The 21,622-nt window shown below is 68.0% G+C and carries 21 protein-coding genes; 14 read left to right on the top strand and 7 right to left on the bottom strand.

The features are described 5' to 3' along the window. Nucleotides 1–68 precede the first annotated feature (68 nt). A complete protein-coding gene (locus tag AB4Z16_RS05840; RefSeq protein WP_441510399.1) occupies nucleotides 69–953 on the top strand; it encodes a type 1 glutamine amidotransferase in 885 nt (294 codons plus the stop codon). Nucleotides 954–1,087: 134 nt separating this feature from the next. Beyond that, complete coding sequence (locus AB4Z16_RS05845; protein ID WP_441510400.1) at nucleotides 1,088–1,405, top strand: DMT family transporter; 318 nt, start codon at nucleotides 1,088–1,090, stop codon at nucleotides 1,403–1,405. 55 nt (nucleotides 1,406–1,460) lie between these two features. Here the strand turns inward: AB4Z16_RS05845 and AB4Z16_RS05850 are convergent, their stop codons facing one another. Beyond that, complete coding sequence (locus AB4Z16_RS05850) at nucleotides 1,461–1,916, bottom strand: PadR family transcriptional regulator (RefSeq protein WP_441510401.1); 456 nt, start codon at nucleotides 1,914–1,916, stop codon at nucleotides 1,461–1,463. 391 nt (nucleotides 1,917–2,307) lie between these two features. Between AB4Z16_RS05850 and AB4Z16_RS05855 the strand changes: the two genes are divergently transcribed. After that, entirely contained in the window at nucleotides 2,308–3,999 is a 1,692-nt protein-coding gene (locus tag AB4Z16_RS05855) for a mucoidy inhibitor MuiA family protein (protein ID WP_441510402.1), read from the top strand. A gap of 129 nt (nucleotides 4,000–4,128) precedes the next feature. On the opposite strand, the gene AB4Z16_RS05860 is transcribed toward AB4Z16_RS05855, so the two are convergent. Both AB4Z16_RS05860 and AB4Z16_RS05865 read right to left on the bottom strand, forming a co-directional pair. Continuing rightward, entirely contained in the window at nucleotides 4,129–4,707 is a 579-nt protein-coding gene (locus AB4Z16_RS05860; protein ID WP_441510403.1) for a tyrosine phosphatase family protein, read from the bottom strand. Between the two features lie 122 nt (nucleotides 4,708–4,829). Next, nucleotides 4,830–6,041, bottom strand: coding sequence for an amidohydrolase (locus tag AB4Z16_RS05865; RefSeq protein WP_441510404.1), 1,212 nt, complete (start codon nucleotides 6,039–6,041; stop codon nucleotides 4,830–4,832). A 301-nt stretch (nucleotides 6,042–6,342) separates the two neighbouring features. On the opposite strand from AB4Z16_RS05865, the gene AB4Z16_RS05870 reads away from it, so the two are divergent. After that, on the top strand, nucleotides 6,343–7,635 hold the full coding sequence (locus AB4Z16_RS05870; protein ID WP_441510405.1) for an adenylosuccinate synthase: 1,293 nt from the start codon (nucleotides 6,343–6,345) through the stop codon (nucleotides 7,633–7,635). 51 nt (nucleotides 7,636–7,686) lie between these two features. Continuing rightward, complete coding sequence (locus AB4Z16_RS05875; protein WP_441510406.1) at nucleotides 7,687–8,922, top strand: histidine kinase; 1,236 nt, start codon at nucleotides 7,687–7,689, stop codon at nucleotides 8,920–8,922. 119 nt (nucleotides 8,923–9,041) lie between these two features. Here AB4Z16_RS05875 and AB4Z16_RS05880 read toward each other — a convergent pair whose 3' ends face one another. Then, nucleotides 9,042–9,989, bottom strand: a complete 948-nt coding sequence (locus AB4Z16_RS05880; protein WP_441510407.1) for a polyprenyl synthetase family protein — start codon at nucleotides 9,987–9,989, stop codon at nucleotides 9,042–9,044. A 126-nt stretch (nucleotides 9,990–10,115) separates the two neighbouring features. Between AB4Z16_RS05880 and mtgA the strand changes: the two genes are divergently transcribed. From mtgA to AB4Z16_RS05905, 5 genes are all read left to right on the top strand, one after another. Next, entirely contained in the window at nucleotides 10,116–10,784 is a 669-nt protein-coding gene (gene mtgA, locus AB4Z16_RS05885) for a monofunctional biosynthetic peptidoglycan transglycosylase (RefSeq protein WP_441510408.1), read from the top strand. A gap of 150 nt (nucleotides 10,785–10,934) precedes the next feature. Next, entirely contained in the window at nucleotides 10,935–11,120 is a 186-nt protein-coding gene (rpmF, locus tag AB4Z16_RS05890; protein ID WP_054143317.1) for a 50S ribosomal protein L32, read from the top strand. 468 nt (nucleotides 11,121–11,588) lie between these two features. Beyond that, nucleotides 11,589–13,283, top strand: coding sequence for an EAL domain-containing protein (locus tag AB4Z16_RS05895; RefSeq protein WP_441510409.1), 1,695 nt, complete (start codon nucleotides 11,589–11,591; stop codon nucleotides 13,281–13,283). Between the two features lie 223 nt (nucleotides 13,284–13,506). Beyond that, a complete protein-coding gene (locus tag AB4Z16_RS05900) occupies nucleotides 13,507–13,836 on the top strand; it encodes a hypothetical protein (RefSeq protein ID WP_441510410.1) in 330 nt (109 codons plus the stop codon). A gap of 49 nt (nucleotides 13,837–13,885) precedes the next feature. After that, nucleotides 13,886–14,329, top strand: coding sequence for a DUF2721 domain-containing protein (locus tag AB4Z16_RS05905; protein WP_441510411.1), 444 nt, complete (start codon nucleotides 13,886–13,888; stop codon nucleotides 14,327–14,329). 277 nt (nucleotides 14,330–14,606) lie between these two features. On the opposite strand, the gene phaR is transcribed toward AB4Z16_RS05905, so the two are convergent. After that, complete coding sequence (gene phaR, locus AB4Z16_RS05910; protein ID WP_441510412.1) at nucleotides 14,607–15,209, bottom strand: polyhydroxyalkanoate synthesis repressor PhaR; 603 nt, start codon at nucleotides 15,207–15,209, stop codon at nucleotides 14,607–14,609. Between the two features lie 306 nt (nucleotides 15,210–15,515). Here phaR and AB4Z16_RS05915 point away from each other — a divergent pair, with 306 nt between their 5' ends. Genes AB4Z16_RS05915 through phbB form a run of 3 tightly spaced genes read left to right on the top strand, consistent with a single transcriptional unit; the run spans nucleotide 15,516 to nucleotide 17,692 of the window. After that, nucleotides 15,516–16,694 (top strand): acetyl-CoA C-acetyltransferase, encoded by a 1,179-nt coding sequence (locus AB4Z16_RS05915; RefSeq protein WP_441510413.1) that lies wholly within the window; start codon nucleotides 15,516–15,518, stop codon nucleotides 16,692–16,694. Between the two features lie 13 nt (nucleotides 16,695–16,707). Beyond that, nucleotides 16,708–16,923 carry a DUF1737 domain-containing protein gene (locus tag AB4Z16_RS05920; protein ID WP_441510414.1) on the top strand — a complete coding sequence of 72 codons (216 nt, stop codon included), beginning with the start codon at nucleotides 16,708–16,710 and terminating at the stop codon, nucleotides 16,921–16,923. Nucleotides 16,924–16,966: 43 nt separating this feature from the next. Next, the gene (gene phbB, locus AB4Z16_RS05925) at nucleotides 16,967–17,692 is read left to right on the top strand and encodes an acetoacetyl-CoA reductase (RefSeq protein ID WP_441510711.1); all 726 of its coding nucleotides are present in this window, start codon (nucleotides 16,967–16,969) and stop codon (nucleotides 17,690–17,692) included. A 70-nt stretch (nucleotides 17,693–17,762) separates the two neighbouring features. Here phbB and AB4Z16_RS05930 read toward each other — a convergent pair whose 3' ends face one another. Together AB4Z16_RS05930 and AB4Z16_RS05935 are read right to left on the bottom strand one after the other, a co-directional pair. Beyond that, on the bottom strand, nucleotides 17,763–19,001 hold the full coding sequence (locus tag AB4Z16_RS05930; RefSeq protein ID WP_441510415.1) for an MFS transporter: 1,239 nt from the start codon (nucleotides 18,999–19,001) through the stop codon (nucleotides 17,763–17,765). A gap of 135 nt (nucleotides 19,002–19,136) precedes the next feature. Continuing rightward, the gene (locus AB4Z16_RS05935; RefSeq protein ID WP_441510712.1) at nucleotides 19,137–20,339 is read right to left on the bottom strand and encodes an MFS transporter; all 1,203 of its coding nucleotides are present in this window, start codon (nucleotides 20,337–20,339) and stop codon (nucleotides 19,137–19,139) included. Between the two features lie 382 nt (nucleotides 20,340–20,721). On the opposite strand from AB4Z16_RS05935, the gene yddG reads away from it, so the two are divergent. Beyond that, nucleotides 20,722–21,579, top strand: coding sequence for an aromatic amino acid exporter YddG (gene yddG / locus AB4Z16_RS05940; RefSeq protein WP_441510416.1), 858 nt, complete (start codon nucleotides 20,722–20,724; stop codon nucleotides 21,577–21,579). Nucleotides 21,580–21,622: the final 43 nt, after the last annotated feature.

Below are 21,622 nucleotides of genomic sequence, written 5' to 3' on the forward strand. Positions count from 1 at the left end.
GCCCCTCTTCTATGAGATCGGGCGCAAGCCTGCCCATCGCCCTGCGCATCCCCTGCGGAAATCCCCCGATGATCCAGACCAGCTCTCGCCCGCTCCGCCTGCTCTTCGTCGACGGCAACACGCACGAGCATCGCGAAGGGCTGCGCAAGGCTTATGGCATGGCCTATGGCGAGGCCTACGCCGCCGAGATCGCGGCGATCGCGCCCGGCATCGTCTCCGACATTTGTCTCCCGGCCGATGAGGGCGCCAACCTGCCGGACGCCGCTGGGCTCGAATCCTATGACGGCGTCTTCCTCACCGGCTCGGCGCTGCATATCTACAAGGCCGAACCGGCGGTGACGCGGCAGGTCGAACTGATGCGGGCGATCTATGCCAGCGGCACCCCCTGCTTCGGCTCCTGCTGGGGCATTCAGATCGGCTCGGTCGCGGCGGGCGGCACCGTCACCGCCAATCCGAAGGGGCGCGAGGTCGGCTTCGCCCGCCGGATCACGCCGACCGAGGCGGGCCGGAACCACAAACTCCTCGAGAGCAGGCCGTCCGCCTTCGACGCCCCGGCGATCCATCTCGACACCATCGCCCTGCCGGCGCATGGCACGACCATCCTCGCCTCCAACGCCTACAGCCAGGTGCAGGCGGCCGAGATCAGGCACAATGGCGGCACCTTCTGGGGCGTGCAGTACCATCCGGAATTCCCGCTGAAGCAGGTCGCCTCCATCCTCGGACGCATGGTGCCGCTCCTGATCGAAGAAGGCTTCCGGCGGGACGAGACCTCGACCCAGGCCTGGCTCGACGATTTGCGCACGCTCGACGCCGAACCGGCCGCCCGGCAGGATCTCGCCTGGGCGCATGGGCTCGACCGGGAGGTGCTCGACACCGAACGCCGCGTCACCGAATTGCGCAATTTCGTCGAACACCGCATCAAGCCGCACGCCAGCACGCGCGGCCGCGCCTGAATCGGCTCACCCTCGATCCGCCTCGCAACCTTGCCACAGCGACGGTCGATGGCTAGGTACGCGCCAGCGAGGCCACGACCTCCCCCACCCTGGGCAATGTGCCGGGACGACCCGGCAACTCATGGGGGACCGCTATGGCGTGGCTCTACCTGTTCTCGGCCGGCATTCTCGAAGTCGTCTGGGCTTTCACCATGAAGCAATCGGATGGGTTTTCCCGCCCGGTGCCGGCGGCGATCACCATCGTCACCATGATCGGCAGCTTCGCCCTGCTCTCGCTGGCGATGCGCACCCTTCCGCTCGGCACGGCCTATACGATCTGGACCGGCATCGGCGCGGTCGGCGCCTTCATCGTCGGCGTCACCGTGCTCGGCGAGGCGCTGACGCCGATGCGCATCGCAGCGGCCATGCTGATCGTCTCAGGCCTCGTCATGATGAAGCTGTCGGCGCACTGATCGCACTTGCGAAGATGGCCCTGCGCTTCCCAGCGGGCCGGGCCTCGCCGATCCTTCAGCTTCTCTCGACGGCGAGCGCCGCCGCATCGAGGGCCGAGGCGATCGCTTCGGCGGCGGGCTCGTCGAGCCCTCCGCGCCGCAACCTCAGGCGCAGGGCGATCTTGAGATTTTCCGTGGCGCGCGTGACGCGCTCGGGAATGCCGTCTCCGGGAGTTGCCGCGCCGGCCGCGCTTACGCGGACAAGGAGGCTGTCGAGCGCCGCCTGGTTGGCGACGAGGAACGCAGCTCCTTCCGCGGTGACGAGGAAGTTCTTGCGGCTTCCGGTCTCATCCGCGACGCGGGCATAGCCCATGTCTTCGAGCCATTGCAGCGTCGGATAGATCACGCCGGGGCTCGGCGTGTAGCTGCCGCCCGTGCGCTCCTCGATGCCGCGCATCAGGTCGTAGCCATGGCGCGGCTGCTCGGAGAGCATCGCGAGGATGAGCAGGCGAAGCTCGCCATAGTCGAACATCCGGCCGCCATGCCGGCCTCTGCGGCCGCGGCGCTCATGTTCATGATGATGATCGTGGTGGTGGCCCCGACGATGCTCGCGCCTATCGCGGAGGGCGTCGGGATGGCGGTCGTGACCGTCTCTGTCTGTGTGTTTCATGCCCGCACAAACTATATCGCGATATATCTCAAATCAAGATATATCGAAATTACATTTTGGTAATCTGCGGCAGAGGCTGTCGCCCGCGGGGGAGCCCGGCGGCGTTCGCCGCCCTGGCCCATGATCCTGCAAATGCAGGACGCTCGATCCGCTCTCGCTTCCTATCCGCATTCCGGCCAAATTCGGCCTTGGGCGCGCCGGATTCGGCAGCGCTCATCGTGGCCGCGTGACTGCGATTCCGGGGGATGATGTCGTGAAGAATTATATTGCCGCCGCCCTGTTTCTTGCTCCGAGCCTCGCCAACGCGGCCGAGACCGAGCTCGCAAGCCGGATCGACCGGGTCACGATCTATCCCGACGGCGCCGTGGTGACGCGGCTTGGCAAGGCGGAGCTGCTGCAGGGCGTCTCGCAGGTCGTCCTGCGCGGTCTGCCGGCGACGATCGACCCCGCCTCGATCCGCATCGAGGGCAAGGGCAGCGGCGCCTTCTCGGTCGGCGCCGTTGATGTCCGCACCACGCCGGGCGAGGCCAAGCCGGTGCTCGATACGGTGCTGGAGGACAAGCTCAAGGCGCTGCGCGACGACAAGGGCAAGTTCGAGAGCCAGATCGCCGCGATCGAGGCCAAGCGCGCCACCATCGAGCGCTTCGCCCAAACCGGCCCCGACAAGCTCGGCCCCGATGGCAAGGCCCTGCCGGTCAACGACTGGCCGGCCGTGTTCGAGGCGATCGGCACCGCGTTGGTTAAGGTCCAGGACGAGCTGCGCGGCGTGCGCAATCGCCTTTCCGACGTCGAGGCCGAGATCGCCTCGCTCGAGCGCGCGCGCCCGCAGGCTGGCCGCCCCGGCGCGCCGAAGCGTGACGTCGCCATCGCAGTCGAGGCGCCGCAGCCGGTCGCGGCCGAGTTCACCGTGAGCTACCGCGTCACCGGTGCGAACTGGACGCCGACCTACGAAGCGCGGCTGACCACGACGGCCGAAAAACCCGAGATCGCCCTGACGCGCCGCGCCGAGATCCGCCAGCGCAGCGGCGAGGCCTGGGACGATGTCGCATTGACGCTGTCGACGACACGCTCGGCCGGCGGCACGCGCGCGCCCGATCTCTCGCCGATGCAGGTCGCCTTCTTCGAGCTACCCGCCATCTATGAAAGCCGCGCGCGTGTCGGCGCGGCTCCTGCTGGAATGGCCGCCGCGCGCGCCAAGGCCGAGGCCGAGGCGCTGGCCGCACAGTCGCAGCGCGCCATCACTCCGGCCCCCGCGCCTGCGCGCCCGGCCGAGGTCGAGGTCGCGGCGATCGAGGCCGGCGCCTATCAGGCCAACTTCCAGGTGCCCGGCCGCGCCTCGATCCCGCAGGATGGCTCGCCGAAGACCGTGGTCCTCACCCAGCGCAAGGCGGAGGCGACGCTCGCCGCCCGCACCGTGCCCGAGCTTGAGCAGAAGGCCTATCTGGAAGCCGGCTTCGTCCATGAGGAGGAGGCCCCGCTCCTGCCCGGCCGCGTCGCGCTGCATCGCGACGGCAGCTATGTCGGCATGGGCCAGTTCGGGCTGGTGGCGCCGGGCGACCGGCTCGAGCTCGGCTTCGGCGCCGACGACCGGATCAAGGTGAGCTATGCCCCGGTGAAGCGCCGCGAGAACGAGCCGGCCTGGCTCGGACAAAGCCGCACCGACCAGCGCGAATTCCGCACGGTGGTGAAGAGCCTGCACGCGAGGCCGGTGAAGGTGACGGTGCTCGGGCGCATCCCCTACTCGGAGAGCACCGCCATCGCGGTCGAGACCATCGCGGCCCAGACGACGCCGCCGACCGAGAAGCAGGTCGGCGACCGCCGCGGCATCTCGGCCTGGACCTTCGACCTCGCCCCCGGCGCCGAGAAGGAGCTCAAGCTCGCCTACCGCATCAAATGGCCGGGCGATCGGGAACTCTCCTATGACGAGCAGCCGCTGCCGAAGTGAGCCGGACTCCCAGGCGTCATTCCCTGGCGAAGCGAGGCGCAGACCCGGGAAGCTCAGGCCGCAGCGAGCGCAGGAGCATAATGCCGCAAGTCATGCTCGGGGCAAGCCCGAGCATGACGGCGCCCTGCCTCAGACCGCCATCTCCACTTCCCGCCCGCGGCCGAGATCGGCCATCCAGGTCCGGTATTTCGGCTGGACCTTGAGCTGATGGGCGTAGTGCCGGCGAAGCGCCTCGGTCAGGCGCCCGCTCCGGCCGAGCTGCTCGTCGGCGAAGCCGATCATCACCGAGTTCGGCCAGGCCTGCGGGCGGATATGGCGCAGCCTTTCGAACAGTGCGTCCTCGCCCTCGGCGGGATCGGCCTGGGCCATCAACGTCAGCATCGCCGCCGTGGAGCGCGAAATGCCCATATGGCAGTGGACCAGCAGATGCCCCTTCACGCGGGCCGCCGCCGTTTCCTGCAAGCCCTCGCCGAAGCGAAGAACCTCATCGACATGCCCCGGCTCCGGCATGATCATCCCGGGTCGCGGATCGATGATGTCGTGGAAGCGCAGCGTCACGCGATGATGCTCACCATAGGTGCCGAAGGCCTCGATCTCGGCGCGGTCGGGATCGAGCACCGAGAGCACATGCGTCACCTCGCGGGCGCTGTTGCCCGGCAGTTCCTCGATGCCGCAGATCGTCAGGGTCGAGATGGCAAGGGTCTTCATGGCATGGCTCCGCTGCTGAGCCCGTCGCCTAGGTCCGTTCCACCGGCAGCGCAAGCGCCGGAAACGACGGGCACCCCGTCAAAGCTGCGGCCGGCATCTCCGACGCCGGCCGCAGTGATGTCTTACTCCGCCGCGATCGCCCGCAGGCCCTGGCCGAGTTCCTGATCGACGAGGCCGACCCAGTAGCGCACGCCGTCCGGGATGATCGCGTCGTTGAAGTCGTAGAGCGGCGTGTGCAGGCCGACGAAGGAGCCGTCGGGATTGACGCCGTTACCGATGCGCATGAAGGCGCCCGGCCGCACCAGCATCATCTCGGCGAAATCCTCGCCGCCCGTGCCCGGCCGCAGCTGGCCGTTGACATGCTCGGCGCCGACGGCGGCGGAAGCCGCCGCAACCGCGACCCGAACCTGCTCGGCCTCGTTGACCAGCGGGCTCGTGCCGCGATGGTAATGGGCTTCCGCCCTGCAGCCCCAGGCCTGGGCCGTCGCAGCCGCAAGCTCGGCGATGCGCTGCTCGACCGTGTCGCGCACGTCCTGCGAATAGGTGCGGGCCGTGCCACCGATGACGAGCTCGGAGGGGATGACGTTCGAGGCGTTGACGTCGCCGCCATGGATGTAGCCGACGCTGATCACCGCCGTGTCGAGCGGGGCGACATTGCGGCCGATGATGCCCTGCAGGCCGAGCACGAAATGCGCCTGCGCATAGGTGATGTCGGTGGAGCGGTGCGGCTGCGAGCCGCCATGACCGCCGACGCCGTGGAAAGTGACCTTCCACGAATCCGCCGCCGCGAGGAACGGGCCGACCGTCGTGCCGAAGCTGCAGGCCGGCATGCCCGGCGTATTGTGCAGCCCGTAGATCGCGTCGCAGGGGAAGCGGTCGAACAGGCCATCCGCCAGCATGGCGTTGGCGCCGCCGCGGCCTTCCTCGGCCGGCTGGAAGATCAGGTTGACGGTGCCGGCGAAATCCCGGTTCTCGGCGAGGTACTGCGCGGCCGCGAGCAGCATCGTGGTGTGCCCGTCATGGCCGCAGGCATGCATCCGGCCGTGGTTGCGCGAGGAATAGGGAAGGTTGGTGGTCTCCTCCAGCGCCAGGCAGTCCATGTCGGCGCGCAGGCCGATGGCGCGTTCGCCCGGCTGGTTGCCGCGGATGACGCCGACGACACCGGTCTTGCCGACAGCCTCCGTGACCTCGACGCCCCATTCGCGCAGCTTGTCCGCGACCAGCTTGGCGGTGCGCACCTCTTCCAGGCCGAGTTCGGGATGGGCGTGGATGTCGCGGCGGATCGCCGTGAACGCGGCATGGTGCTGGCCGAGCCAGTCGTCGAGCTTGGTCATGATCGATGAATTCCCCTCTCCTGCGGCATCGGGAAGCAGGCTGGGCGCGATGTCCCGATCCGCTGCATAGCCCTTACGCCCGATTGCGGCAGCATTACTGCGCAGATGCTGCAGACCCGCCATGCTCCGGTGTTTTGTCGCGCAGAATCAAGGCTCCCGCGCCATGAAACCTTGACCTGCGGACCACATTGGCCCATGAGGGCTTGCAAGGACCTGCCCCGAACCCCGGCCTTGCGCCGGGGTTTTGCATTTCCGTGGGTGCTTGCGCGGTCAACGCGGAACAAGCAGGGAAACCTCGCTCATGGCGAATGTTGTGGTGGTCGGCGCCCAGTGGGGCGACGAGGGCAAGGGCAAGATCGTCGACTGGCTTTCCAGCCAGGCCGATGTCGTGGTCAGGTTCCAGGGCGGCCATAATGCCGGCCATACCCTCGTCATCGACGGCGTCACCTACAAGCTCTCGCTGCTGCCCTCCGGCATCGTCCGTCCGGGCAAGCTCTCGGTCATCGGCAACGGCGTCGTCGTCGATCCCTGGCATCTCGTCGAGGAAATCGGCCGGCTGCGCGCCCAGGGCGTCGCGATCTCGCCGGATAACCTTCGCATCGCCGACAACGCCACGCTGATCCTGCCGCTGCATCGCGAGCTCGACCATTTCCGCGAGACCTCGAATGCCGGCATGAAGATCGGCACAACCAAGCGCGGCATCGGCCCGGCCTATGAGGACAAGGTCGGCCGCCGCGCCATCCGCGTCATCGACCTAAAGGACCCTGCCCTGCTCGAAGCCAAGATCGAGCGGCTGCTGGCCCACCACAACGCGCTGCGCCGCGGCCTCGGCATCGGCGAGGTCGACGCCAAGGAGCTGTTGACCCAGCTCAAGGCGATCGCCACCGAGGTACTGCCCTATGCCGACACGGTCTGGGCACTCCTCGATGCGCAGCGCCGCGCCGGCAAGCGCATCCTGTTCGAAGGCGCGCAGGGCGCGCTGCTCGACGTCGACCACGGCACCTACCCCTTCGTCACCTCTTCGAACATCGTCGCCGGCCAGGCTGCGACCGGCTCGGGCCTCGGCCCCTCCGCCGTCGGCTATGTGCTGGGGATCGCCAAGGCCTACACCACCCGCGTCGGCGAAGGCCCCTTCCCGACCGAGCTCTTCGACGAGATCGGCGAGCTGATCGGCCAGAAGGGCAAGGAATTCGGCGTCGTCACCGGCCGCAAGCGCCGCTGCGGCTGGTTCGACGCGTGCCTCGTCCGCCAGACGGTCAAGACCTCCGGCATCGACGGCATCGCCCTGACCAAGCTCGACATTCTCGACGGCTTCAAGGAGATCAAGGTCTGCGTCGGTTACAAGCTCGACGGTCAGATCCTCGAACACCTGCCGGCCGGCCAGGCCGACCAGGCCCGCGTCGAGCCGATCTACGAGACCATCGAAGGCTGGCATGGCTCGACCGCCAACGCCCGCTCCTGGGCCGATCTGCCGGCGCAGGCGATCAAATATGTCCGCCGCATCGAGGAGCTGATCGGCGCCACCGTCGCCGTGCTTTCGACGAGCCCGGAGCGCGACGACACGATCCTCGTCCACAATCCGTTCGAAGGGTGACCTTGCCCTTCGAGGGTTGACGCGGCCCGTCATCAGCGACAAGTGAGGCCAATGGCCGATTTCTACCCGATCCTGGCGCGTGCCGTCGCCGGGCTGCCCGACAACTCCGCCGAGACGCGCCGCTCCATCTACGACCGGGCGCGGACGGCGCTCGTCGCGCAGCTGCGCGGCCTCGACCCGCCACTGAGCGAGGCCGAGATCATGCGCGAGCGCCTGGCGCTCGACGAGGCCGTCGCCCGGATCGAGGCGGATTACGAGGTGGCACCGGCCGAGCAGCCGATCATCGAAGGCCCGGTGATTCGCCCTGTCGAGGCTCCCCCGCAGCCGCCGCGCCCGCCCGAGCCCAAGAAGCAGCCGGCATTCGCCCCGCTGCCCGCACCCGCCGGCGAGGATGAGGGCGAGCCGCTGCCTGAGCCGGCCCCGCCACAAGCCGCCCGCCCGCGCGTGCAGCCGCCGCGCGAATCGCGGGTAAAGCCCGGCCATATCCGTTCCGCCGTGGTCGGCGGCGTCGTCGCGATCGCGGTCGCGGCGATCGCGGCCACCGCGATCTATGTCCACAAGCTGAAGCCGCAGGACGCAGCCCGCCCGAACGGCGAGGCGAGCACCCAGCAGGCGCAGCCGGCCCAGCCTGAAGGCAACGGCAAGATCGCCGACCGCGTCGGCGAGCCTGCCCAGGGCCGGACCGGCAGCAATACGGCCAGCGCCTCCCCTGGCGTTCCGGTCCCGCAGCCGGGCGGCGAGATCGCCGTCGCCCAGCGCGCCATCCTCTACACCGAGGCGCCCGAGAACCCGCAGCAGCCCAGGGCCGTCACCGGCCGCGTCTTCTGGCGCCTCGACAGTGAGAGCGCCGGCCAGGGCCGTCCGGTCGAGACGATCGTGCGCGCCACCGTCGAGATTCCCGATGCCGGGCTCAATCTCGACTTCACCGTCCGCCGCAACACGGATTCCGCCTTCCCCGCCTCGCACATCATCGGACTGCGCTTCACCAACAGCGGCGACCCGGCGTCGCAGGCGATCAAGGAAATCGGCGTGCCGCAGTTCAAGACCGAGGAAGGCGAGCGCGGCGCACCGCTCTCGGCCATCAACTCGGCGCTGGGTGACAATCTCTTCGTCGCCGCCTTGTCCAACGTGCCGGTCGAGGTCGAGCGCAACATCGATCTGATCCTCAACCGCAGCTGGATCGATATCCCCGTGCTGTTCACCTCGGGCCGGCGCGGTATCATCACCTTCGAGAAGGGTGTCTCGGGCAGCCAGACGCTGACTGACGCCTTCAACCGCTGGCGGTAAGCGAGCCGTCATCCTCGGGCGCAGCCAAGCGCCGACCCGAGGATCCCCTGACAAGGGAGCAGCCGTTTCCTTCGGCAAGAGATGCTCGGGTCCAGCCCGAGCCTGACGGCGCAATACCGTCAGCTTTTCCGCTGCGCCGCGAAGCACGCGGCTGCCCTGAGCACATCCGCCTGCGGGCCAAAACCTGCAAGCGCCGCCACAGCGGCCTCGCTCAGCCGGTCGCGCTCGCGCTTGGCGCCGTCGAGGCCGAGCGCGCCGATCAGGGTGGCCTTGCCCTTGTCCTCGTCCTTCGCCGTCGCCTTGCCCATCCGGGCGGCGTCCGATTCGACATCGAGGATGTCGTCGGCGACCTGGAAGGTCGCGCCGAGCGCGCGGCCGTACTGGCCGAGCGCCGCCAGCGCCGCCGCATCGGCACCACCCAGGCGCGCGCCGATCTCGACGCTGACAGCCAGCAAGGCGCCGGTCTTCATCGCCTGGAGTTGGCGGATCATGGCCTCCAACAGCGAGCCGCGCTGCGCCTCGAACCGCCCCTCGGCGGCGAGGTCCAGCATCTGGCCGCCGACCATGCCGCCGAGCCCGGAGGCGCGCGCCAGCGCGCTCACCAGTGCGGCCCGCACGGCGCCGTCAGGATGGGTCGCCTCATCGGCGAGAACCTCGAAGGCCAGCGTCAGCAGCGCGTCGCCGGCCAGGATCGCGGTGGCTTCGTCGAAGGCCTTGTGCACCGTCGGCCGGCCGCGGCGCAGATCATCGTCATCCATGGCTGGCAGGTCGTCATGAACGAGCGAATAGCAATGCAGCAGTTCGACGGCCGCGCCTGCCCGCAGCCCCTGCTCGGGAGCGGCGCCGAGGAGCCGGGCCGTCTCGACCGTCAGGAAGGGGCGCAGGCGCTTGCCGCCGCCGAGCGCGCCGTGACGCATCGCCGCAACGAGGCGTGGCGGGCGCGCGATCTCTCCCTCGGCCGGCTCGGACGCGAGCAGCGCCCCGAGCAGCGCCTCGATGGCCTCCGCATTCTGCGCGAGCCGCCGGTCGAGGTCGCCATGGCTGGGCGGAGTGGTGACGGAACTCATGCGCGGATCTCGCGTTCGCTGCCGGGACGGGGGCCTTGCCGGACGATGGCGGCATCGTCAAGCTGCGCCGCCATGACGCAGGACATCACGGATCGGCCGATCGACCGGCGAGGAGGGCGAAGCAACGTGCTGGGCAGGTTCATCGGCCTTTGCGTCAGGCTCGCCTGCTGGCTGCTCCTTCTCCTCGCTGTGGCAATCCTGCTCTACCGGGTCGTGCCCGTGCCCTCGACGCTGATGCTGGCTCGCTGGCTGACGCTGCGCCCTGTCGAACGCGAATGGGTGCCGCTGGCGCAGATCTCGCCCAATCTGATCCGCGCCGTCATCGCCGCCGAGGACCAGCGCTTCTGCAGCCATCGCGGCGTCGACTGGATCGAGCTCAACGCCGTTCTGGAGGATGAGGACGGCCCCAGCCGCGGGGCCTCGACGCTGACCATGCAGACCGCCAAGAACGTGTTCCTCTGGCCCGGCCGTTCCTATATCCGCAAGGGGCTGGAGATTCCGCTGGCGTTGGCGATCGACTTCGCCTGGGGCAAGCAGCGGGTGATCGAGGTCTATCTGAACGTCGCCGAATGGGGCCATGGCCTGTTCGGGGCCGAGGCCGCCGCGCAGCGCTATTTCGGCAAATCCGCTGCGCGACTCAGCCCCGCCGAAGCTGCGCGGCTGGCGGCGGCGCTGCCGAATCCCCTGTTGCGCGACCCCGGGCGGCCGAACCGGGGGCTGCAATCGGCCGCGGCACGCACGCAGCGCCGACTCGGGCAGCTGGGATCTCTCGGAGATTGCGCACTTCCCGACTGATCCCGCCGTCATTCCGAAGAAATCCGGATTCTGCACTAGCCATCGCCGCCTCGCCGGTGTATGGGCAACGCCTCATGAGATTGATCCGTCGCCGTGGCGGAGGCGTGGCCTTATGGCCTGCGTCCGAACGGTGGCACGATGGAGAGTACAATGGCCGTTCCGAAGAGAAAGACGTCGCCGTCGAAGCGTGGCATGCGCCGCTCGGCCGACGCGCTGAAGCAGCCCACCTATATCGAGGACAAGAACTCGGGCGAGCTGCGCCGTCCGCACCATGTCGACCTGAAGAGCGGCATGTATCGCGGCCGTCAGGTCCTCAAGGTCAAGACCGAGGCTTGAGCCGGAGGCGGCAGCGATGCCGCTCCAGCGACGATCAATGCGAACCGGCCGCGAGGCCGGTTTTTCTTTGCGCGCTTTCCGTCAGCCGCGGGGAGACGTGCGCGGCCGTGGCAGCCGGCCCCTCGGCAGCAGCTGCGCCGCCGCCCGGTAGCACCCGGCGGCTGATTGCGGGGTCGTTATCCCCTTGCGCGCGAAAGGGCCGATCTCCGCCCGCGCTGCGGCAGCCTGCAGCAGCAGCAGCGCAGATGACTCGACATGGGCTGCATTGCGCCCCGGCCAAACTCGGGCCTCCACCATGTCTCACTCCGGCACAAACTCAATGTGACGGCGTGCAAGCTGCAATCCGGTGGCCAGCCTTAACGGCGCGTTAATCAAAATTGCCGCATCGTTTCGAGGCACTTCCTACCATCCGGACGGGCGACGAAGCACCAGGACGGCGCTGCGTGGCCATCCCTCTGAGGCCGAGCGATGCCCACCCCTTCGATCTTCAGCTTCCAGAACGGCGGCCCGGTCGACCCCCGCAGCATCCTCTCCTCGATCGGCGAAGTGGTTTACGGCTGGGACGTCCAGAGCGACGCGCTCACCTGGGGCCCGAATGTCGGCGAGGTCCTGGGCCCGGTCCCGGCACCGACGCTGGCGCGCGGCCTCGCCTTCGCCGGCCTCGTCGAGCCCGGCAGCGGCCCGAGCCGCTATGATGCGATCTTCGGTTCCAGCGAGCGCGACCAGGGCGACGGCGTGATCTATCGCACCCGCTATGCCGTCGACCTCGCCGGCCGCAAGATGTGGGCCGAGGATACCGGCCGCTGGTTCGCCGGCACTGATGGCCGTCCGGCGCGCGCGCGCGGCATCCTCCGGCTCGAGCGTGCCGCACGGGCCGACGAGCTGGAGCGCCTCGGCAACGAACTCTGCGACCGCCCAGCCCTGCTGGAGCGTATCGACGCGGCGCTCAAGGAGCAGCCGCCGGCCGAGCGCCCCGTCGTGATCCTGGTGGCGGCGATCGACGAGCTCGCGCGCCTGAACGACGATTTCGGCCATGAGGCGACCGACGAGATCATCAGCACCGTGCATGAGCGGCTGCGCTCGGTCACGCGCCGGCGGGACCATCTCGTCCGCTACGCCGGCAACAGTTTCGCGATCCTGCTGGTCGGCTGCCCGCAGGACCAGATCGAATCGGCCGCGCGGCGCTTCATCAAGATCGTCGCCCAATCGGCGATCGAGACCGCGCGCGGCATCGCGCTCGTACGCCTGCGTGTCGGCGCCGCCAGCGCACCGGAGCTGGGAACCCATGCCGGCTCGCTGCTGGCCGCGGCCGAGGGAGCCCTGGCCGCAGCTCGCGCCGGCGCCATCGACACCGCCGTCACCGCCAAGCCGCGCCCGCGCCGCGAAGCGGCGTCCGACCAGATCGGCTTCGACGTGCAGGCCATCGCGGCCCTGAACGAGAGGCGCGTGCAGCTCGCCCTGCAGCCCGTGGTCAGGGCCGGCTCGCGCGAACCGGCCTTCCACGAGGCGCTGCTGCGGGTCGGCCAGGACGAGACCGGGCTCTACTTCTCCTCGGCCGAGCTGATCCCCATGCTGGAACGGCGCGGCCTCGTACGGCTGTTCGACCATCGCGTGCTCGAGCTCGCCATGGACATGCTGTGCGACGACCCCGCCCTGGTGCTGTCGGTCAACGTCTCTCCCCGCTCGCTGACCGATCCGGAATGGTTCGACGCCTTCGTGGCCTGCACGGCTGCCGCCAGAAGCGAAGCCTCACGCCTGATCGTCGAGGTCACGGAGACCGCGACGATCGAGAACCCGATGCGGGTGGCGAAGCTGCTCGGAGGCATCAAGGCGCAGGGCGCGCGCATCGCAATCGATGATTTCGGCGCCGGTCACACCTCGCTGCGCCATCTGCGCGCTTTCCCGATCGACATCCTGAAGATCGACGGCGCCTTCACGCAGAATCTGCGGCATTCGACCGACGACCGCTTCTATGTTCGCACGCTCATCGATCTCGCCGGCCATCTCGGCGTCGAGACGGTGGCGGAGTGGGTCGACGACGAGATGCAGGCCGCCATGCTGCGTGACTGGGGCGTGACCTATCTGCAAGGGCACCTCGTCGGCCGTGCCGAGCTGCATGCGCCGGCGCAGCAGGCACAGCGCCGGAAGCTCGCGGCCGGCTGACGTTGCGATATGTACCCCCCGATGGCAGTATTCGCGCGCTTGCGCACCTTTGCAGAGAGGTCATCAGATGAGCCTCCGTGCGATTATCCCCGCCTTGTTTTCGACATCGACGGCGCCGGTTGCGGCGTCCGCGCAGCAGGCGCAGCCGATCACGCGCCGCCGGGTTCTCCGGCGGCCACAATCACCATTCCGGCCAATCGGCACCCGTAGAACTGGAGGCAATATGGAGCATCGCGGTACATTGCCAGTTTGGGCCTGCTGGATCGCCGGCCTCAGCGCCGTCGGTTTCGCGTTGGCCGCGGGCCCGGGCTCGACCGGAAGCGCATCGGGCTGGGTGTTTCCGGCGGCACAGGCAGCCGAAGACCTGCCGCCGGAAATGATCGCCGCGCAAATCCGCACGCAGGGTTTTGCGTGCGACAAGGCGCTTAACGCGACACGAGATGCGGAGCGCTCCAGGCCGGACCATGCGGTGTGGATTCTCAAATGCGGCAACGCGACGTACCGGGTGAGCTTCGCCCCCGACATGGCGGCGAAAATCGAGCCGCTGCAATAGGCGCCCCATCTTCGCCGATCGGTCCACCGGTGGTCGCAACGTGCAAAGCATGACGGAACTGCTGCCGGTAACGCCTTCGATCGATCAGCTCGGCCGCATCATCGCCAATGTCGCGGCCCCGGCATTCCTGCTGGGCGCCGTGGCCGCTTTCATCTCGTTGCTGATGGTCCGGATCAACCGCGTGATCGACCGCTCGCAGTTCATCCATTCCATCCCCGAAAGCGATTCCTCGAAATCCTTCCTCCGGGCCGACCTGCCTCGCCTGAGACACCGGGCCGCGCTTTTGAACAGAGCGTTGTTTTGCGCCATCGTGTCGGCAATATTGACGGCGCTCATCATCATCGTCGCCTTCATCAGTGCATTTCTGCACTTCGCCCATGAATATGGCGTCGCGCTCCTGTTCATCGCAGCCTTGCTGATGTTCTGCGCCTCTCTTATAGATCTCGCGCGCGAGGCTCGCATTGCGCTTCACGACAACGACTTGCGCGCGTGAATGAAGGCCGCTTGGATCGGCGTGCAAACCCGCGGAAGGGCCTCTGGAGAACTGCAAGCGAGAAGGCCTGCCAAGGGCCGACCCGGAGCCCGACGGCGAAGGTCTGCTTGCCGGAAATCTCCCAACCTCAGAGCGTCGCGCGCGTCAGGCCTGACGGCCAGCTTTCGCCGATGTCAGATTCCGCCCTGCCGGGGCACCCGCCGCATCGGTCCTCATTGGGCAATGAAAAGCCGCGCCCTCTCCTGCGAGGGCGCGGCTCAAATTCGTCAGAAGCGGCTCAGCGCGTGCGGGACAGCTTGTCGAGACGCTCGCGCATCTCGTTGAGCTCGCGCTTGAGATCGGTGATCTCGTTCCCGCCTGACTGGGCGGCGGCCGGCTTCGCGCCTTCGGCCTCCTGACGGGCCTGGGCCGCCGCGGTGAACGGGTTGAACAGCCGGAACGCTTCGGTGAACATCTGCATGTTCGCACGCGTCTGCGCCTGGATGGCGTCGAGCGCATTGCCGCCGAACGCCGTCCCACCGAAGGCCTTGGCCATCTGCTCGCGGAACTTGTTCTGGTCCTGGGTAAAATTGTCCATCGAGAATTCGAGGTAGCGCGGCACCAGCGCCTGCATGCTGTCGCCATAGAAGCGGATGAGCTGCCGCAGGAAAGCGATCGGCAGCAGGTTCTGCCCGTCCTTGGCTTCCTCGTCGAAGATGATCTGCGCCAGCACCGAACGCGTGATGTCCTCCCCGGACTTGGCGTCGTAGACGGCGAAATCCTCGCCCGCGCGCACCAGACCGGCGAGATCCTCCAAGGTGACGTAGGAGCTGGTACCTGTGTGGTAGAGACGCCGGTTGGCGTATTTCTTGATGACGGTTGGTTCTTTTTCGCTAGCCATCGGTCCTACTTGACGTTGTTCCGCGGCCACGGTTGATTCCGGCATGCTCGGCGGAGCGGTCTCCCTGCCCCGACGATAGACTGTCGGTGCTGCACCGCAAGCTCTTTGAGCGCGCGCCGCAAAAATCTGTCGGAAGTGAGGCGCGGTCTGCGACTTTCGTCGCCTCCCCACAACCACACACGCGCCGTCGCGGTCTCGAATTCGCTGCTCACCCGTCTTGACGGCGTCGCAACAGGCTTCGAAGGTGGCGGGGAATGGTGCATCGGCGGGAGCGGTGCAGCAGCAACAACAAGTGAGGACCCTCTCATGGCAGATTCGGATATCGTGATCGTCGGCGCTGCGCGCACGGCGGTCGGCGCCTTCAACGGCGCCTTCGCCAACACCCCCGCCCATGAGCTCGGCGCCGCCGCGATCAAGGAAGCGCTGAAGCGCGCCAAGGTCGAGGGCGGCGAGGTCGACGAGGTCGTCCTCGGCCAGGTGCTCGCCGCCGGCCAGGGCCAGAACCCGGCCCGCCAGGCCGCCATGGCCGCCGGCATCCCGCAGGAGAAGACCGCCTGGGGCCTCAACCAGCTCTGCGGCTCGGGCCTTCGCACCGTCGCCATCGGACTGCAGCAGATCGCCAATGGCGACGCGGACATCATCGTCGCGGGCGGCATGGAATCGATGTCGCTGGCGCCGCATGCTTCCTATCTGCGCAACGGCACCAAGATGGGCGACGTCAAGTTCGTCGACACCATGATCAAGGACGGGCTCTGGGACGCCTTCCACGGCTACCATATGGGCACGACCGCCGAGAACGTCGCGACCAAGTACCAGATCAGCCGCGAGGAGCAGGACCGCTTCGCCGTCGCCTCGCAGAACAAGGCCGAGGCCGCCCAGAAGGCCGGCCGCTTCAAGGACGAGATCGTCCCCTTCACCATCTCGACGCGCAAGGGCGACATCGTCGTCGACAGCGACGAGTACCCGCGCCATGGCGCCACGCTGGAGGCCATGGCCAAGCTCAAGCCCGCCTTCTCCAAGGACGGCACGGTGACCGCCGGCAACGCCTCCGGCATCAACGACGGCGCCGCCGCTCTCGTCATCATGACCGCCAAGGAAGCGGCCCGCCGCGGCCTGACGCCGCTCGCCCGCATCGCCTCCTGGGCGACCGCCGGTGTCGACCCGGCGATCATGGGCACCGGCCCGATCCCCTCGACCCGCAAGGCGCTCGAGAAGGCCGGCTGGAAGGTCGGCGACCTCGATCTCGTCGAGGCCAACGAGGCCTTTGCGGCGCAGGCTCTGGCTGTGAACAAGGACCTCGGCTGGAACCCCGACATCGTCAACGTCAATGGCGGCGCCATCGCGATCGGCCATCCGATCGGCGCCTCCGGCGCGCGCGTGCTGGTGACGCTGCTGCACGAGATGGCCAAGCGCGACGCCAAGAAGGGCCTCGCCACGCTCTGCATCGGCGGCGGCATGGGCGTCGCCATGGCGGTCGAGCGCTGAGAAGCACCTGCCGATGGCGAAGCGCACGACGCTCTATCGCTATCTCACCGGCCCCGATGACGCCTCGTTCTGTCATCGGGTCAGCGAGGCCTTGAGCCAGGGCTGGTGTCTCTTCGGCCAGCCGACGCTCACCTTTGACCCAACGCAAGGCCGCGTCATCTGCGGCCAGGCCATTATCAAGGATGTGGACGAGCCTTACTCGCCCACTCTGAAACTGTCCGAACAATGACGGCAGCAAGCCGCGCAGGTCTTCACAAAGAGGGAGAATGGCTATGACGAAAGTAGCGCTGGTTACGGGGGGCTCGCGCGGCATCGGCGCTGCGATCTCGAAAGGCCTGAAGGCGGCCGGCTACAATGTGGCGGCGAGCTATGCCGGCAATGACGAGGCAGCGGCCAAGTTCTCCGCCGAGACCGGCATCAAGACCTATAAATGGGACGTCTCGGATTACGATTCCTGCGTCGCCGGCATCGCCAAGGTCGAGGCCGATCTCGGCCCTGTCGACGTGCTCGTCAACAATGCCGGCATCACGCGTGACGGCATGTTCCACAAGATGACCAAGGATCAGTGGGACGCCGTCATCAACACCAATCTCAACTCCCTCTTCAACATGACCCGCCCGGTCTGGGAGGGCATGCGCGCGCGCAAGTTCGGCCGCGTCATCTGCATCTCGTCGATCAACGGCCAGAAGGGCCAGATGGGCCAGGTCAACTACTCAGCCGCCAAGGCCGGCGACATCGGCTTCGTCAAGGCGCTGGCGCAGGAAGGCGCGCGGGCCGGCATCACGGTAAACGCGATCTGCCCCGGCTATATCGCCACCGAGATGGTGAAGGCGATCGATCCGGCCGTGATCGAGAAGTCGATCCTGCCGCATATCCCGGTCGGGCGCCTCGGCGAGCCCGAGGAGATCGCGCGGGCGGTGGTGTTCCTGGCCAGCGACGATGCCGGCTTCATCACCGGTTCCACCCTCTCGGCCAATGGCGGCCAGTTCATGGCCTGACCGAAGCACGCGTGCTCTATCAATAGTTTAGGACCGCCGCCCGGCAACGGGCGGCGGTTTTGCTTATCAATCAGGCCATGACGGGGCGCGGTGTGCCGTCGATCTCGGTCGCCTCCGGCTCCTGCGCGATCGGTGGATTGAGCGGATCGATGACCTCGAACGGTCGTTCGACCTTGTCCGGCGCCTCGCGCATCCGCATGCGCAAACCAGCGAAGGCGGCGAGCGCCAGCGCGATAGCGGCCATGAAGTAGAGCAGCCCGTCTATGTCGAAGCGCGCCATGATGCCGGCGCCGATCATGGGCCCGAGCGCCGAACCGAAGCCGCTGACCAGGATGAGCCGCCCGCTCACCGCCACCACGCGGTCGGCCGGCATCCGGTCCAGCGCATGGGCGACGCAGACAGGATAGAGCGTCGACATGAAGCCGCCGAGCAGCGCCGCGACCGGCAGCACCGTCGCGAGCGAACGCGGCATCGCCAGCAGCAGCACGACGGCCGCCGCATAGCCGACGGCCAGCCCCGCCAGCACGAGGCGGCGGTCGTTGCGGTCCGACAGGCGCCCGACCGGGACCTGCAGCGCCAGACCGCCGAGCACCGCAACCAGCATGAACAGCGCGATGGTCTGCTGCTGGACGCCGTTGCTGAGCATCCAGGCCGGCACCAGCGCATAGAAGGAGCTGGTGATGATGCCGCTGACGACGCAGCCGATCACGGAAATCGGCGCCTGCCGCGTCAGCTCGCCATAGCGCAGCGTCGCTTCCGGCACGAGGCCCGGCGCCTCCGCCCGCGTCGTGCTGACCATGACCAGCGCCAGCGCGAAGAGCGCGATGATGACCTGGAACGCACCGGCAGATTGGATCGTGAGGCCGGCGATGGCGAGCTGGCCGATCGCCAGCGCCAGGAAGGTGCCGACCATATAGGTCGAGAAGACGCGGCCGCGCTGGTCCGGCACCGCCTTGGCGTTCAGCCAGCTCTCGGTGGTGACGAAGAGCCCGACGCAGCCGATCCCGATCACCACCCGGCAGCCCGCCCAGACCAGCGCCGAGGTCCAGAGTGGCATCAGCGCGGTCGCGACCACCACCAGCCCGGCGAAGGCCGTATAGGCGCGGATATGGCCGACGCGCTGGATCACCCCGCCGCTGGTCACGGCGCCGATGGTGAAGCCGATGAAATAGGCGCTGAGCACGATGCCGGTCGCGGCCGGGCCGAAATCCTCGAGCGTCACGCGCAAGGACAGGAAGGTGTTGAAGAAGCCGTTCGCGAGCTGCACCAGGCTCGTCGCGGCGATCAGTGTTCCGATCTGAACCAGCATCGGCCAACCTCTCCGCAGCGGCCGCAGCAATCGGCCGGATGCACAGAGGGCTAGCGGCCGAATGTGGGCTCAATGCGTCAGGGCCGCCGGGAATGCCGGCGGCCCTGCAAAACGTTCGACACCGAGCCGCGCCGCTCAGCCCTGGCGCTTGCCCCTCGGCAGCAGGAAGGTCAGCAGGCCCACTGCCGGCAGCCAGGCGCAGATCTTGAACACCTGGATGATGCCGATCTGGTCGGCGAGCGCGCCGATGCCGGCCGCGGCGATGCCGCCCAGCCCGAAGGACAGGCCGTAGAACAGCCCGCCGACCAGGCCGACGCGGTGCGGCACGAGGTCGATCGCGTAGATCAGGATCGCCGAGAAGGCGCTCGCCATGACGAAGCTGATGATGACGCTGAGCACGCCCGTCCAGAACAGATCGGCATAGGGCAGGATCAGCGCGAAGGGCAGCGAGCCGAGGATCGACAGCCAGATCACCCGGTCGCGGCCGATGCGGTCGCCGATCATGCCGCCGAGGATGACGCCCGCCGCACCGACGACGAGATAGAGGAACAGCATGATCTGCGAGAGCTGCAGCGTGATGCCGAAGCGCTCGATCAGATAGAAGGTGTAGTAGGAGGTGAAGGCGGCGGTGTAGCCGTTCTTCGAGATCAGCAGGACGACCAGCACCGCCATCGCCAGCAGCACGCGCCCGTGCGGCAGGCCATGGCTCGCAATCTCCTCGGCATGCACCGGGGATGCCTTCTGCTCGCGACGCATCGCCGAATAACGCGAGCCGAGCCAGCCCATCACCAGCATCGCTACCAACACCACGCCCGAAAACCAGGACAGGCTCTGCTGGCCGCGCGGCACCACGATCATCGCCGCCAGCAGCGGGCCGATGGCGTAGCCGACATGGCCGCCGACCTGGAAGACGCCCTGCGCCAGCCCTTGCCGGCCGGCGGAAGCGTGGCGCGCCATCCGCGTGGCCTCGGGATGGAACACGGCCGAGCCCAGGCCGATCATCGCCGCGCCGATCAGCACGACGCCGTAGCTGTGAGCGAATGAGAGCAGCAGCAGCCCCGACAGCGTCGCGCACATCCCGGCGACCATCGCATAGGGCCAGGGCCTGCGGTCGGTGACGTAGCCGAGCAGCGGTTGCAGCAGCGACGAGGTCACCTGGAAGGCGAGCGTGATCAGGCCGATCTGCACGAAATCGAGCTGATAGGCGTCCTTGATCAGCGGGTAGAGCGCCGGGATCATCGACTGGACGAGATCGTTCAGCAGATGTGCGACGCTCAGCGCGGCCAGAACCGGCATCAACGGACGGCGAGTGACGGATTGCAGCGGGATCGAGGTCATTTTCGAGGAATGATCCTCCTTGCCGACGCGGTCAACGCCCCGGCACGGCGCCAGGAACATGGCGCCCATGGCACCGAAGCCATGCTGCGGCGCAGCAGAACTCATCATTCGCATGCGCCTTTCCCAAGGTAAACGGGGGGACCCCCCTTTTCTGTCAGGAGAGGAGTAGGGCTGAGGCTTTGGCCATCGGACCGATAGAGCTCTCCATTTCGGCGGCGCGGCGGCAAGGTCAGAACCAATCGTCCAACGGCCGTCTCCTCCCGTGACTTCTACCGCCGGGAGAGAGTTCCCCCGCGCTCACTGCACACCGCCTGGGCGCCAACCCATCGGCAAGGCGCAACAAATCTGCTACCGCCGCCCTGTTCGAAGCCCGGCTCCTCCCATGACCTCCCGCACCGCCACCCTCATCGGCTTCTGCGCGATCCTGCTCTGGTCGACGCTCGCCCTCTTCACGGCAATGTCGGGGCGGGTCCCGCCCTTCCAACTCGTGGCGATGACCTTCGTCATCGGCGGTCTGCTGATCCTCGCGATCACCGCCTTGCGCGGCGAGCTCTCCCGCATCCGGCCGACGCCCGCCTCCTTCGCCCTCGGACTTTACGGCCCGTTCGGCGATACCGCCCTGTACTACGCGGCAGTGAAGAACGCCCCTCCGGCCGAGGCGAACCTGATCCACTATCTCTGGCCGCTGCTGATCGTGCTCTTCGCGGCGCTGCTGCCGGGCGGTGGCCTGAAGCCTCGCCACCTCATCGGCGCGCTGATCGGCCTCGTCGCGACCGGGCTTCTGGTCTCCGGCGGGCTCGGAACGGGCGGCGGGATCGCGCTCGGCCATGTTCTCGCGGCGCTCGGCGCCTTCGTCTGGGCGAGCTATTCGGTGGCCTCGCGGCGCTTCGCGGGCGTGCCTTCGGAGAGCCTGTGCGTCACCATGCTGGGCTGCGCCGTGCCGGCGCTCGCCGTGCATTTTGCCTTCGAGACCACGCTCTGGTCGCTGACGGCGACGGAATGGACCGGCGTGCTCGGCCTTGGACTGCGCTCGATCGGGCTTGCCTTCGTCGTCTGGGACATCGGCATGAAGCAGGGCGACGTCGCCCTGCTCGGCGTTGCCTCCTATGCCGCGCTGGTGCTCTCGACGCTGATCCTCGTACTCTTCGACTATGCCCCGGCGAGCTGGCTGCTCGGCGCCTCCTGCGCGCTCATCGTGGTGGGCGCGCTGGTGGCGAGCAGCGGGGGCAAGAAGGCTTAGCGAGAACGCGTCATTCTCGGGCGAAGCGAAGCGCACCCCCGAG

This window comes from Allobosea sp. TAF32, from assembly GCF_052113585.1.
Lineage (GTDB): Bacteria > Pseudomonadota > Alphaproteobacteria > Rhizobiales > Beijerinckiaceae > Allobosea.

Bases quoted from the DNA above. Each gene is read 5' to 3' on its own strand.
- AB4Z16_RS05865 (WP_441510404.1), bottom strand. From the start codon at position 6,041: ATGACCAAGCTCGACGACTGGCTCGGCCAGCACCATGCCGCGTTCACG.
- AB4Z16_RS05845 (WP_441510400.1), top strand. From the start codon at position 1,088: ATGGCGTGGCTCTACCTGTTCTCGGCCGGCATTCTCGAAGTCGTCTGG.
- rpmF (WP_054143317.1), top strand. From the start codon at position 10,935: ATGGCCGTTCCGAAGAGAAAGACGTCGCCGTCGAAGCGTGGCATGCGC.
- yddG (WP_441510416.1), top strand. From the start codon at position 20,722: ATGACCTCCCGCACCGCCACCCTCATCGGCTTCTGCGCGATCCTGCTC.
- phbB (WP_441510711.1), top strand. From the start codon at position 16,967: ATGACGAAAGTAGCGCTGGTTACGGGGGGCTCGCGCGGCATCGGCGCT.
- AB4Z16_RS05840 (WP_441510399.1), top strand. From the start codon at position 69: ATGATCCAGACCAGCTCTCGCCCGCTCCGCCTGCTCTTCGTCGACGGC.
- AB4Z16_RS05930 (WP_441510415.1), bottom strand. From the start codon at position 19,001: ATGCTGGTTCAGATCGGAACACTGATCGCCGCGACGAGCCTGGTGCAG.
- AB4Z16_RS05850 (WP_441510401.1), bottom strand. From the start codon at position 1,916: ATGTTCGACTATGGCGAGCTTCGCCTGCTCATCCTCGCGATGCTCTCC.
- AB4Z16_RS05870 (WP_441510405.1), top strand. From the start codon at position 6,343: ATGGCGAATGTTGTGGTGGTCGGCGCCCAGTGGGGCGACGAGGGCAAG.
- AB4Z16_RS05905 (WP_441510411.1), top strand. From the start codon at position 13,886: ATGACGGAACTGCTGCCGGTAACGCCTTCGATCGATCAGCTCGGCCGC.
- AB4Z16_RS05880 (WP_441510407.1), bottom strand. From the start codon at position 9,989: ATGAGTTCCGTCACCACTCCGCCCAGCCATGGCGACCTCGACCGGCGG.
- AB4Z16_RS05920 (WP_441510414.1), top strand. From the start codon at position 16,708: ATGGCGAAGCGCACGACGCTCTATCGCTATCTCACCGGCCCCGATGAC.
- AB4Z16_RS05900 (WP_441510410.1), top strand. From the start codon at position 13,507: ATGGAGCATCGCGGTACATTGCCAGTTTGGGCCTGCTGGATCGCCGGC.
- AB4Z16_RS05860 (WP_441510403.1), bottom strand. From the start codon at position 4,707: ATGAAGACCCTTGCCATCTCGACCCTGACGATCTGCGGCATCGAGGAA.
- AB4Z16_RS05935 (WP_441510712.1), bottom strand. From the start codon at position 20,339: ATGACCTCGATCCCGCTGCAATCCGTCACTCGCCGTCCGTTGATGCCG.
- AB4Z16_RS05895 (WP_441510409.1), top strand. From the start codon at position 11,589: ATGCCCACCCCTTCGATCTTCAGCTTCCAGAACGGCGGCCCGGTCGAC.
- AB4Z16_RS05915 (WP_441510413.1), top strand. From the start codon at position 15,516: ATGGCAGATTCGGATATCGTGATCGTCGGCGCTGCGCGCACGGCGGTC.
- AB4Z16_RS05875 (WP_441510406.1), top strand. From the start codon at position 7,687: ATGGCCGATTTCTACCCGATCCTGGCGCGTGCCGTCGCCGGGCTGCCC.
- phaR (WP_441510412.1), bottom strand. From the start codon at position 15,209: ATGGCTAGCGAAAAAGAACCAACCGTCATCAAGAAATACGCCAACCGG.